At 74.6% G+C, this 12,739-nt stretch carries 6 protein-coding genes; 1 reads left to right on the plus strand and 5 read right to left on the minus strand.

Annotation, left to right across the window (positions count from 1 at the left end; genetic code table 11):
- Positions 1–23: 23 nt before the first annotated feature.
- Together ABNF97_RS14750 and ABNF97_RS14755 are read right to left on the minus strand one after the other, a co-directional pair.
- A complete protein-coding gene (locus ABNF97_RS14750; RefSeq protein WP_349338872.1) occupies positions 24–5,222 on the minus strand; it encodes an alpha-(1->3)-arabinofuranosyltransferase domain-containing protein in 5,199 nt (1,732 codons plus the stop codon).
- A complete protein-coding gene (locus ABNF97_RS14755) occupies positions 5,219–6,940 on the minus strand; it encodes a substrate-binding domain-containing protein (RefSeq protein WP_349338873.1) in 1,722 nt (573 codons plus the stop codon). Before ABNF97_RS14755 ends, ABNF97_RS14750 begins: the two co-directional genes overlap by 4 nt.
- A 100-nt stretch (positions 6,941–7,040) precedes the next feature.
- Between ABNF97_RS14755 and ABNF97_RS14760 the strand changes: the two genes are divergently transcribed.
- On the plus strand, positions 7,041–8,216 hold the full coding sequence (locus ABNF97_RS14760; protein WP_130465309.1) for a glycosyltransferase: 1,176 nt from the start codon (positions 7,041–7,043) through the stop codon (positions 8,214–8,216).
- 55 nt (positions 8,217–8,271) lie between these two features.
- Here the strand turns inward: ABNF97_RS14760 and ABNF97_RS14765 are convergent, their stop codons facing one another.
- Genes ABNF97_RS14765 through ABNF97_RS14775 form a run of 3 tightly spaced genes read right to left on the minus strand, consistent with a single transcriptional unit; the run spans position 8,272 to position 12,734 of the window.
- Positions 8,272–10,077 carry an MmpA family trehalose lipid delivery protein gene (locus ABNF97_RS14765; RefSeq protein WP_349338874.1) on the minus strand — a complete coding sequence of 602 codons (1,806 nt, stop codon included), beginning with the start codon at positions 10,075–10,077 and terminating at the stop codon, positions 8,272–8,274.
- 3 nt (positions 10,078–10,080) lie between these two features.
- Complete coding sequence (locus ABNF97_RS14770) at positions 10,081–11,976, minus strand: hypothetical protein (RefSeq protein WP_130465310.1); 1,896 nt, start codon at positions 11,974–11,976, stop codon at positions 10,081–10,083.
- Positions 11,973–12,734, minus strand: coding sequence for an FkbM family methyltransferase (locus tag ABNF97_RS14775; protein WP_349338875.1), 762 nt, complete (start codon positions 12,732–12,734; stop codon positions 11,973–11,975). The genes ABNF97_RS14770 and ABNF97_RS14775 overlap by 4 nt, the downstream gene beginning before the upstream one ends.
- Between the last annotated feature and the right edge of the window lie 5 nt (positions 12,735–12,739).

Genomic DNA, 12,739 nt, shown 5'->3' on the forward strand with positions numbered 1-12,739 from the left:
TGCTTGCCGGCTGCCAGAGGTTACTACCGAGTCACTTCCGGATGCGACCCCTGCACGGCTGGTTCCTGCTCCCGATCATCGGGTTTCGCGGTCTTGCGGAGCACCATCGTGAAGTTCCAGGTGAGCGTCTCCCGTAGCACGGGGACCCGGGCCACCCACCGCGCCCACCCCGGGTGGTACCGGGGCAGCACGTCGACGATGTCGATCGCGCCGGCACGCCGGGCAGCCCTGGCCCACCGCATCGCCCGCGCGGCGCTGACCGGAAACAGGGTGTGTCCGATCCGGTTCTTCGGTTCCCGGCCGTTGCGGCGCAGGTAGCGCCGCCGGGCCCGCTCGCCACCCAGGAAGTGCCACGGCGACGTCTCGTGGCCGCCCCACGGGGACAGCCACGGGGTGAACGACACGAAAACCGTGCCGCCGGCCCGGGTCACCCGGACCATCTCGGTCAGCATCGCCTCCGGTTCGGCGACGTGTTCGAGCACATTGGACGAATAGCAGACCTCCACCCCGCCGGACCGTACCGGCAGCGCCGTCCCACTGCCCCGCACCATGCCCGACACGGCGGCGCCGGCCGCGGCGAAGTCACCAACGGCCGGGTCCAGACCGACGTACGCCGCGCCGGCTCGACGGAACTCGGTGGCGAAGTAGCCGGGGCCGCCACCCACGTCGAGGACCCGCGCGCCGGCCAGGTCCAGGTAGGACCGCAGTTGCCGCACGGAGTCCTCGGCGAGCAGCGAGTAGAACCGGTCCGGATCGGACTGTTCGTGCAGGAAGCCCCGGAACAGCGCCACCGACCGACCGAGCGTCGCCCGGTGCCGCTGCCCGTCCGACGACTCCGGCGACTGCTCCAGCTCTGGCGCCGCCCGCCCGGCGACGGTGTCGATGTCGGTGCCGGTGCCGCTGTCGGACCCGGGTCGGGGGCCGGCGCCGGTGCCGGACCCGGGTCGGGGGCCGGCGCCGGTGTCGAACCCGGGTCGGGGGCCGGCGCCGGTGTCGAACCCGGGTCGGGGGCCGGTGCCGGCAACGGTGTCCGCGACGGTGTCGGCGTCGGCGTCGGTGCCTGCTCGGGGGCCGGTGCCGGGCTCGGTGCCGGTGCCGCTGTCGGACCCGGGCGGGCGGCCCGCGGTCGGCGCCACGGTCGCCGCGACGGCGCACACCGCAGCGAGCATCGCCGTCTGCACGACGGCGCCGTACACCCACTCCTGCCCGTGCCCCAGCAGCCGGCCCAGGACGGCCGCCGCGATGCCACCGGTACCGGCGACGACGGCTATCCCGGGCAGTGCACCCGGCCGCAGTAGGCGTACCAGCATGGCGGCGAGCAGGAGCGCGGCCGCCGCCGCGCCGCCGAGGGCGACCGCGAGCGCCACCAGCGGCACCACCACCCACCACCCGCCGGCGCCCGACGACCGTTCCGTCGCCCGGCCGCCGGCCGGTCGGCGGCGGCGAGCCGGCACGAGCGCGGCGAGTCCGACCAGGAGTACGGCGCCGGCGCCCGCCGCCAGCCCGGCCCGGTACGGCCGATCCGGGGCGAAGCTGAGCGTCACGGTGCCGCCGGCCCCGGCCGGCACCTCGAACGCCTGCTGCCAGCCGTCGACCCGTTCGGCCCGCAGCCGCTGACCGCCCAGCGTGGCGGTCCAGCCGGCGTTGAAGTTCTCCGGCACGACGAGCAGCGCGGCCTCGCCCGCGCCGATCGTGACCGTCCGTTCGGCGGCCCGCCACCGGTCGACCTGCACGTCGCGGGGGCGGATGGGCGCCGCCGGGCCGGTCCCGGCCGGCACGAGCGTCACCGAGTCCACCACGAACGCGTCCGACGGGACCGTACGCAGCCGGTGTTCGCCTGCCGGGAGCTGCACCCACTCACTCGCGAAGTCGTCGCAGACGGTCACCGTGAGCGACCGGCCGGCGCGCAGGTCGGCGAGGGTGCCGGAGACCGACGTCGGGTACCCGACGCCGTCGAGCGTCACCGTCGGCCCGTCCCCGCACGGCACCGCCACCGGCGGGTCGGCGTCGGTCGCCGCCAGCAGGTCGGCGAGCGCGGGGACCTCGACCTCGGCGACACCGACCGGCGCCGGCCACGCGCTGCCGCGGGGGTCGGCCACCGCGCCGTCGAACGCGGTCACCGTGATGTCCAGTCGGTCGGTGTTCCACTGCGGGAAGCGGATCCAACCGTCCGGGTCGACGTGCGCGCTGGTCGATCCGGTCCGGCTGCGCAGCAGGACCTGCCGGGGTACGGCGGAGACCGGCGCCGTCGGCGCGACCAGTCGTACCCGGTCGATCGTCCGCCGCTCCGTCCAGCGCAGCCGCAGCGTCGGCCGCTCGTCCACCGGCTCCGCCAGCCATGCCGTGGTCGGATCGCCGTCCACCGCCGCGTCGGCGCCGACCGAGACGTCCCCGGCGAGCACCGACGACGCCGACGCGGTCACCGGGCGCCGCACCGGCATCGACCCGTTCGGGCGCGGTCGCGCGGTCAGGCTCAGCGTGTACCTCGCCGCCACCGGCGTCGCGAAGAACCGGTGCACGCCGAGCGGCTCCTCGCCTGCCCGAGCCAGGAACTGGTCGCAGCGGAGTCCGTCCGAGCCGGTGAAGCAGGCGCCGCGCTCCTGCGGGGCGCGGCCGAACGCGTACGCCGGTGCCGGCCCCCCGGTCAGGTCGGCCGGGGCGCGCAGTGCACGGTGGGCCGTCAGCCCTGGAATGCCCAGCTCGCGCAGGGCCACCGCGCCGCCGCGGTAGCCCTGGCGAAGGGCGAGCACCGTCACCCGTACGGTCGTGGTCAGGCCGGGAAGCGTTTCGAGCCGGTGTGGCCCGGGGGTGTCGGGCAGTGCCCGGTCGACCTCGCCCTGGTCGGTGCCGACCCGTACCAGCCCGACCGGGAGCGCCGCCCGCAGGTCGTCGGAGAAGTCCACGGTCACCTCGGTCACCCGACGTGGCGTGTCCAGGGTGACCTCCAGCCACTGGCCGGGGGCGGGCTCGAACGGGTCGGAGCGCCAGGCGGTGCCGGTGTCGCCGTCGAGCGCCGCGAACGGCAGGTAGGACGGCTCGGTGCCGCCGAGCGAGTCGGCGAAGCTGGCACCGCTGGACGCGTCCACCGAACGGATGCCCTCGTACGCGGCGACGGTCTGGTGCCCGGCGGGGGCGAACGGCAGCAGGTCGCTACGCGGCCGTCCCTGCCGGGTCGCCTCGTCGGCGGTCAGGGTGTGGCTGATGTTGTCGCGCATCCGGCCCACGTTCAGCTCGCGTCGACGCAGCCCGTCGGTGACGATCCGGGGGCCGGTCGCGTCGGCCGGCTCCGCGTCGCCGGCCAGCAGGACCGGCTGCCGCGGGTCGAGCAGTCCCTGCTCGAGGACCCCGAGCAGCGACTCCGGTCCGCCGCTGAGCACCGGCACGTCGGCGCGGGCCGACGCCGACACGGTGGGCACGGCACGGTCGACCGCGAAGATCTCGATCGCGGGTACGGACACAGCCGCGTCGACCGGGCTGCGTCGCGGATCGTCGACGCCCACCGCCGGACCGAACGACGCGGCCCGGCGCAGCCCCGGGGAGTTCACGATCGCCTGCCGGATGACCGCGACCGGCGGTGCGCCGCTGGCCGCCCGGTCGATGTCATGCCGGACCAGCAGGTAGCGGTATCCGGAGCGGGCGAGGAAGTCGGCGAGCGCCGGTGAGCCACGGCCCTGCGCCAACACCGCCTCGACGGTGTCCATCACCCGGATGTTGCCCTCGGAGCCGAGCGGGATCTGGTGCCGGGTCGCCCACGGTGCACCGGCCAGCGGCTGGATCGGCTCGTCGACCGTCCGCCCCCAGGTGTGCTGCGCGAACCCGGATCCGGGGACGACCAGGGTGCGCGCCTGCGAATCCTGCCCGGCGAGCCAGTCGGCCGCCTGCCGCCAGTGGCTGGGCAGGTCCGTCCAGCCCGGACCCGGTCGCAGCATGAGCAACCACGCGGGCGCGGACGCGACAAGCAGCAGGGCCGCCACGGCCGGCGCCACCGGGACCCGTACCCGGGGTCGGACGATCCGCCGGCTGGCCGCGTGGGCGAGGCCGAGCAGCAGCGGCAGCCGCAGCACCGGCTCGAACTTGTGCACGTTGCGCAGCGGCGCGAGCGGCCCGTCGAGCAGGTCGCGGACGAACGGGGCGAGCGGGCTGTCCAGCGTGCCGAGGTAGCCGGCGGTCAGCAGGGTCAGCCCGGTCAGCATGCCCAGGACGAGGAACCGGCGTTCGGGCAGGCCGCGCAGTGCCAGCCCGACCAGCCCGACCAACGCGACCAGCGCGGTCGTGGCCATCAGCACCGGGTTGTCGACGAGCACCCAGCCGGCCGGCCACCACGGTTCGCCCTGTACGACGTAGCCGACCCACTGGTTGGTGCCGCGTACGGCCTGGAAGAGCGAGGTCACCGCGGTGGTCGTCGCCGACGACTCGATGTAGTCCAGGAACGGCAGGCTGTACTGCCCGAAGAGCAGCAGCGGCGCCACCCACCAGAGGGTCGCGCCGGCCACGAAGACGCACCACCAGGCGCCGAGCGCCGCCAGGTGCCGGTCCCAGCGCCGGGTCGCCAGCCAGAGAACGGGCAGCACCAGCGCCATCACGGTGGCGGCGGCGTTGATTCCGCCCATGAAGAGCACGGCCAGCCCGGAGAGGGCCGCCGCACGCCGGGCCGAGCCGATGCGGCGCACCGCCACCAACGGCAGCAGTACCCACGGCAGCACGACCACCGGCAGCATCTCCGCGGAGAGCGGACCGATCTCGGTCAGCATCCGGGGCGCGAGCGCGTAGGCCAGCCCGGCCAGCAGCCGGCCGGGCTCCGTGCCGATCCGCAGCGCCCGGGCGAGCAGCACCACGCCGAGGTATCCGGCGCAGAGCAGGAGGGCGCTCCAGGCTCGCTGGGTCACCCACGGCGGGAGGTTGAGCAGGTCACCTGCGGCGAAGAACGGGCCCATCGGGAACAGGTAGCCGTACGCCTGCTGCTGAAGCTCCCCCGAGGCCGCCTCCGGGTTCCACAGGTGCAGCGCCCGGGCCATGAACCCGATCGGGTCGACGGCCAGGTCCAACTTGGTGTCGAAGGTGACCTGGCCGGGGCGTTGCGCCACGGCGAGCACCACGAGCAGGAGCGCGCCCGCCCACGTGGCGAGCCGCCGCCGACGGCCGACCGGATCCGGGCCGCCGTGCACGTCTGCCGACGGGGTCGCGGCCGGCCCGGCGACGCGGTCCCGCGCGGTGGCCGTCATCGGCGGCACTTCGGCGGCAGGCAGCTGAACTCGGCCAGCGCGGAGAAGAAGATCTGCTGGATGCCGGACGGTCGCGGGGTCAACGCGACCCGGCCGCCCGTGGCGCGGGCGATCTGCCGGAGTTCGTCCTGATCGATATCTGGGCCGACACCGATGAACAGGATCGGCAGCGGACGGCGCTTGTCACGCAGCCCGGCCAGCTCGGCGAGCAGCTTCGACCGGCTGATCCCGCTGGCGTTGTCGTCCTTGCCGTCGGTCAGGACCAGCACCATGTTGATCCGTCCGGCGGTCCAGTTCCGGGTCGCGTCGCGGTACGCCGCCAGAGTGGTGTCGTAGAGTCCGGTCGCGCCGTTCGGCTTGACGCGCACCCGGTCGAGCGCCTTCGTGATCTCCGCCCGGCGCGGGCCGACCGGACCCACCGGGACCACCTCGCGGTAGTCGCGCTCGCCGTCCAGGTCGGTGGAGAACTCCCAGACGCCGAGTTCGGTGGTGCCGAGCAGCAGCTCCACGCCGCCCTTGGCGGCCTGGATGGTGGCGGAGATCCGGGTCTCCGCCGTACCCGGCAACCGCGCGGCCATCGACCCGGAGATGTCCAGGACCGCGAGCATCCGGGCGCTGATGTGCACCCCGCCCCACGCGTTGATCAGCGCGGTCGCGTCCGCCTCGCCGGGAAGCGGCACCGGCGGGTATCTCCCGGTACGGATCCCGTTCTCCGTGGTGATGCCGGCCGGTGGCCCGCCACTCGGGGTGCGCAGGCCGTGCCGGGTCACCGCCGCCGTGCCCTCGGCGGCGAGCATGCCGCGCAGGAAGGCGGCGGCACCCTCCCGGGGCGCACCGGCGGCGAGGATCGCGTACGGGTAGTCCGGGCCGGGCACGGGCGCCGGCGGGTATACGGCGACCTGTCGCCTGCCGTCAGCAATGGCCAGCAGGATCTCCTGCTCGGTGCTGACGACCGCGGTCTCGGCCGGCCCGGGTCCGGTGGGCACGGGTGCCGCACCGGGGAACGGGACGGTGCGGGTCGCCAGTCGACGCATGATCGCCGCCGCGCCGGCCGCGCCCCTGGACGGTTGGACGGTGTCGGCGAGCGCCCGGACGGCCACCAGCGCGCCGAAGCCGAGCGGGCTGGCCGTCGGGTCGGGCAGCGCGACGGGCAGCGGTGGTCGTTCGGCGGCGACCAGCGTGGCCCAGTCGAGGGTGCGGTCGCGATCGCGGTCGAGCCGGGCGTACGACCGCTCGTCCAGCGACAGCACGACCGGGGTGCTCGCGACCGAGACGCCCTCTGCCGGCACCTGGAGGGCACCGGCGGCGCGGGCCCGGCGCAGCCACAGGGTCGACTCCGGCAGCCAGGCATCCGGGGCAACGACGGCCGCCGCAGCGGCCGTGCTGGGCGGCGCGGGCGTCGTCGTGCCGGGCGGCGCGGCACCGTCGGCCGCCCGAGACGTGAGTTCGCGCAGCACGTCCGCGGACTCGCGCGCCTCCACCAGGATGTCGAGGCAGCGTTCCCGGGCAGCCAGGTCGCGCGCGACCTGCCGGGCGGGCGGTTCGACGCTCGGCGCCACCGCGATCCGGAGCGTGGTCCGTTGCCTACACGGCGGTTCCTGCCGGGTCCGCTCCAGGTAGCTGCTCGCACCCCATCCGCCGAGCACCGCTACCAAGGCGCCGCTCAGCAGCAGGACCGGCCAGAACTCCGGCCGGGTCCGCAGGCCGCCGTTCGTCACGTGTCCTCCTCAGTGACGTCACCATTGCGGATGTCTGCAGCGCGCCCTAGTGTGACCCAACCGCGAACCGTACTCGCTAGTAGGGGTGGATGAGTAGGCCATGACCTCCGGTCCGCACGTCCTCTTCCTGAGCTGGCGAGACACCCGCCATCCGGAGGGCGGCGGTTCGGAGGTCTTCCTCGAACGGGTCGCGGCCGAGTTGGCGGCGCGAGGCTACCGGGTGACCCTGTTCTGCCAGGCGCACGAGAACGGTCCCGCCCTGGAGGCGATGGCCGAGGGGGCCCACATCCTGCGTCGCGGTGGCCGCCACACCGTCTACCTGTACGCGGCCCTGGTCTACCTGGCGGGGGCCCTCGGCATCGGCCCGCTCGCCCGGCGGCGGCTGGGCCGGCCGGACGTGATCGTCGACGTGTGCAACGGCATGCCGTTCCTCAGCCGGGTCTACGCCCGCCGCCCGGTCATCGCGCTGGTCCACCACGTGCACCGTGAGCAGTGGCCGGTGGTCTTCGGCCCGCGGGTGGCCCGGATCGGCTGGTGGATCGAGTCGCGGCTGGCGATCCGGGTCTACCGGGCGTGCCGGTATGTCACCGTCTCCGAGTCGACCCGCCGGGAACTGGCCGGGCTCGGCGTGGATCCCGGGCGTATCACGGTGATCCACAACGGCACGCCGGACGTCGTCGGCCCGCCGGTGCCGCGTACCGCCCACCCGAGCCTGGTGGTGCTCGGCCGGCTCGTACCGCACAAGCGGGTGGAGCTGGCGCTGCGCGCCACCGCCCTGCTCGCCGCGGAGCTGCCAGAACTCGAGCTGGTGGTGGCCGGTCAGGGCTGGTGGGACGAACCGCTGCGGCAGCTCGCCGCCGACCTCGACATCACCGAGCGGGTCCGGTTCACCGGCTTCGTCGCGGAGGAGGGCAAACACGAGCTGCTGTGCCGTTCGTGGTTGTCGCTGGTGCCGTCGCTCAAGGAGGGTTGGGGGCTGACGATCGTGGAGGCCGGCGCCCGGGGCACCCCGTCCGTCGCGTTCCGCGCCGCCGGCGGCGTCGCCGAGGCGATGGCCGACGGGCAGACCGGCATGCTGGTCGACGACGAGGTCCAGTTTTTCCAGGCGGTCCGGGCGTTGTTGTTGGATTCGCACCGGCGCGCGGAGTTGGGCAGGGCGGCCGCCGTCTATGCGCGGCGCTTCACCTGGTCGGTGTCGGGGGCGGCATTCGCCGAGGTGGTTGCCGGGCAGTTGCCGGCCGCCACGTCGCGGCCAGCGGATCAGCGGTTGCCGTAGACGTCGCTGACGGGGGTGTCGGCGGTCTCCTCGGCGACGTGGTCAGCCGACGGGCTCACCGCGCCGACGGTCGCGAGGAGACTGATGAATCCCAGCGCCGCGCCGAGGACGGCAGCGACGGCGAACGTGGCCAGCTTGGCCATGGCTCTACCTCCCCGGGTTCACAGGTGGGCGGACCATACCACGATCGACGCCGATTGAGCAGCAGCGCCAAGAGAGCGATTACCACGACCGCCGCGGCGAGCAGATGTGCGGCGGCCGTGGGCCAGCGCCGCGCGGCGGGCGGCGGCGGGACGGCAGCCGGGTTCTCCCACAGTTCGAGGTGCGGGCCGGTGAAGACCGGACGCAGTCCGGCGAGGGCCGTCGCGGGCCGCTCGACGCCGGATTCGCGCCGGACCAGCACCCACCGGATCCCCAGTTCGGCGACGGGGCCGTCGGCATCGAGCACGGCGCGGACCAGCGCCGCCCGGGGATTCTCGCCGTCGACCGTCACGTCGCCGACCCGCAGCGCGTCGTTCATCAGCACCGGCGCGTCCAGGTAACGCGGCGCGGGATCGCGGACCACGGTGCCGTGCGCCCAGCCGTACCGCTGGTAGCCCTCGAACGGCAGCGAGAGCACCTCGCCGGGCGTGCCGGCGACCCGTGCCGCCACCGCGTCCCAGTCGGCCGGGTAGGCCACCGGCCGGAGCTGCCCGGCGGCGCCGAAGGCCAGGTCGGGCAGGATCGCCACCGGCAGCAGCGCTGCCGCGACCAGCACGACCCGGCCCGCCGCGGCGTCGAGGCGTCGCGCCAGACGGCCCGCCAGCACCTCGGCGCCGAGGGCCACCCCCAGCGCCAGCAGGACCGCGTACGGGATCAGGAACTTCTGCCCGTCACGCAGCATCCCGGCGCCCGGAACCGTGTCGACGAGCCGTTCCAGGACCGGCGCGCCGGGCGCGGTGCCCGCCGCGGCGAGCAGGAACGCACCGGCCGCGAGCAGCCCGAGCCGGCCGGCACCACCCGGCCACCGCCTGCGCAGTTCCCGCACCCCCACCACGGCCACGGCGAGCAGCACCAGCGTCGCGACCGGCACGAGCGGCGAGGCCCGGCTGACCGGAACCGTCTGGGCGTTCCAGATGCCGCCGGTGCCGGCCAGCGCGGCCCACGAGCCGCCCCAGTTCTCGGACCGCGCGGCGAACGCCGCGACGCCCTCCGGATCCGACCGGCCGTCGGCGGCGCTCGTCGCGGCGGCGACGAGCCAGGGCGCGTTGAGCGCGGCGACCGCACCGAGGGCGACGGCGGTGGCCCGGCGCCAGCCGGGGAAGCCACCGGGCAGCAGCACCGCGACGGTGCCCAGCGCGATCACGCCGCCGGTCGGAGTCACCGCGGCCGGCGCCGCCGCCAGCACCAGGCGGGCCAGCCCGCCGGGCCGGCGGGTGCGCACGTCCCGCGCCGCGGCGACCAGCCAGGGCAGGGCCGCGTACGCCAACAGGAGGCCCCACTGCCCGAGCAGCAGCCGCTCGGCGAGGTACGGCGTCCAGGCGTAGGCGAACGCGCCGGCCACCCGGGTGAGCGTCCGCCCGGTCGGCATCAGTCGGGCCATCCCGAGCGCCGCCAGGTAGACGATCGCGACCAGCGCGATCCGCTGCACCAACCAGCCCGGCGCGACGAGGTTGGCGGCCGACACCAGCGCGTCCAGCGGCACGGCGCGCGGCAGGGCATCGGCCGGCGCGACCATCTCCCAGCTCATCGGCTGGCGTGGCACGAAGACCATGTCGTAGCGCAGCACGTAGCCGGGCAGGGCCAGCGGGGCGAGTACCACGGCGGTGATCGTCGCCGCGACGGCGTGCGGCGCGGCGCGCGGAATCAACCGGTGGCGCACCGGCTATCCGACCGGCTGCGGCACCAGTGCGCCGATCTCGATCTCGTCGGTGCAGAACGTGGCCGCCGGGTCGGCCACCGTGAGCTGGACCGCGTCGCCGCCACCCGACACGAGCAGGAACATCGCGTTGAGCCCGCGGTGCACGTCGAACGGCACCACCTCGCCGCCGCCGAGTTGGAACGTAGCGGTGGTGTCCCGGTCGCTGAGGTAGGCGATCCGCACCGCCTGCCAGTAGTCGACGACCGTGCCGGCCAGGGAAATCCGCGCCGGCTGGCCACCCGTGACCTTGTATCCGCAGCCCGGCGCCGGCCCGGGTGCCGCTTTGACGCCCTTGACCCAGGCCGGCCGGATGTGGCCGGATTCATCGAAGATCCACAACTTCCGGGCCCTGGTGACGAAGACCGGTTCTTCGTCGAGCGGCGCGAAGAATCGCGACTGGAGGTTCCACGGGTGGGACAACCCGGGGACCACGGCCTCGGGCACCGGCTGGTCCATGAACACGGTTCCCGGCTCGGCGGCGGCCAGGTCGGCGCGGGCCGTGTGGAGATAGTCGCGCCCGGCCTTGGACTGCCAGTCGGCGCCGAAGTCGACGCCGCTGTAGACGCTGCTGCCGACCAGCAGGACCAGGCCGACGGCGAACGCGGTGGCGAACGCCTGGGGGTGGCGGCGCATCGGCGCCGGCTCGGCGTCAACGGCCGACTGCCTGACTCCGGCCGACTCCGTGGCTCCGGCGGGCTCGGCCCGGCGCAGGCCGCAGAGTGCCACGCCGACGCAGAGGGCCGCGACCAGCAGCACGTCGCCCAGATAGCGCGGTACCAGGCCGGCCACGCCGCTGAACCCGGACCCGAGCCGGGTGGCGCCGATCAGCCCGCCGGCCAGCGCGGAGTAGAGCGCCAGCAGGGTCCACGCCCGGACCGCCACCGCGCGGCGCAGCCACACCGTGCATCCGACGAGCGCCGCCACGATCGCCCACGAGACCACCTCGCCGGTCCGGGTCAGGGCGACGATGGCGGGACCGTCCGAGGCGTCGAGCCAGGTCCATGGGCCGCCCACCAGGCCGGCGGGGAGGGACTGCCCGTAGAACTGCTGGAGGAACGTGCCCACCTCGGCCGCCGAGACCGGCGCGCGCAACGTCGAGGTGGACGCCGACAGGTAGCCGGCCAGGTACACCACGGAGATCCCGCCGAGCACCAGCCAGGCGGGCCACCAGTGGCGGATCGTCGTCAGCACCGCCCGCAGCGGCCCGCCCGGTGCGTAGAGGCAGAGCGTCAGCAGGAAGACCGCCGCGACCACCAGCAGTGCCTTCTCGAAGAAGAGCAGGGCGACGACGACCGACGCGCCGAGCGTGACCAGATGACGGGTCCGGCGGGTACGGAGGTAACGCACCTGGGCCCCGATGGCCACGATCATGGCCAGTTGCATCGGCAGCAGGTTGATCCCCACCGCCCACCACGCGCTGTCCTCCAGCGTCAGCGGGTTGAACACGAAGAGGCAGAGCGGCCACAGCAACGCCCAGCCCGCCGGCAGCAGGAGACGCAACAGCCGGTAGAAGGCGATGCTGACGACCAGCTGACCGATCAGCATGAGCGAGGCGTACGGCCAGTACTCGTACTCGGTCAGCCGGTGGGTTGCCCAGGTGAGCAGCCGGGCGGCCGGCATGAAGTGGTTGTTGTAGAGCCCGAAGAGGTGCTCCGGGCTCAGGCCACCGGCGTCGGCCTGACCGATGATCGGGAAGTCGTCGGCGGTGAGGTAGCCGCGCGTGGTGATCGACGCCCGCCAGAGCACGCTCGCGGTGATCAGCACGACGGCGGCGATGTGGACCGGGTCGACCGCCCTGGCAAGAGCGCTGCCCGGCGCGGCCGATGTGCTGCGCGCGGCCGTGGTCCCCGGCTCCGTCATCGGGTCGGTTCCACGCGACGGAACAGGACCATGTTGACGTAGCGCGGCCGTGCGGCGACGATCCGTCGGGCGAGGCTCTGCGCCACCCGGCGGACCGCCGCCCGCTGGTGCGCGACCAGGTCGAAGTCGGCCAGCGGCACCCAGCGGTCGTCCGGCATGACGTACGGCCGGTAGCCCCACCCGTCGAGCAGCGTGAGCACCGGGTCGATCGGCTGGATCCGCTCCTCGACTTCGACGAGCAGCAGCGGGCCGTCCCGTCGGATGGTGCGCTCGGCGCCGCGTAGCGCCGCAAGCTCGTGGCCCTCGACGTCGAGCTTGACGAACCGCACGTCGGTGAGGCCGAGGCCGTCCACCGTGATCCGTTCGACGGTGACCGACGGGCCGTCGCCGTGCTCCACCGACGAGGTGCCGATGCCGGGGCCACCGGCGGGGACGAAGAGTTCTGCCGTGCCGGACCGGTCGGAGGCGACCGCCTCGACGACCCGTACGTCCGGGTAGGCGGCCGCCACCGACCGCGCCAGTTCGGCCGCCGGCTCCACCGCCACTACCCGGTCGGCCAGCCGCCGCAGGCCGCGCGTCCACGGCCCGTACCAGGCGCCGACGTCCACGGCGGTGCCGCCGCGCGGCGCGTAGCGGGGCAGCCTCGCGAGCTCCGGTTCGACCCGTGGATAGGCGAACCGGACGGTGGCGCCGACGACACGGGTCGGGAGCCTGGCGGCTAGCCGCGAGCTCAGGTCCGTGGACAGCGTGCTGGCCATGGTGT

This window comes from Plantactinospora sp. B6F1 (assembly GCF_040120695.1).
Taxonomy (GTDB): Bacteria; Actinomycetota; Actinomycetes; order Mycobacteriales; family Micromonosporaceae; genus Plantactinospora.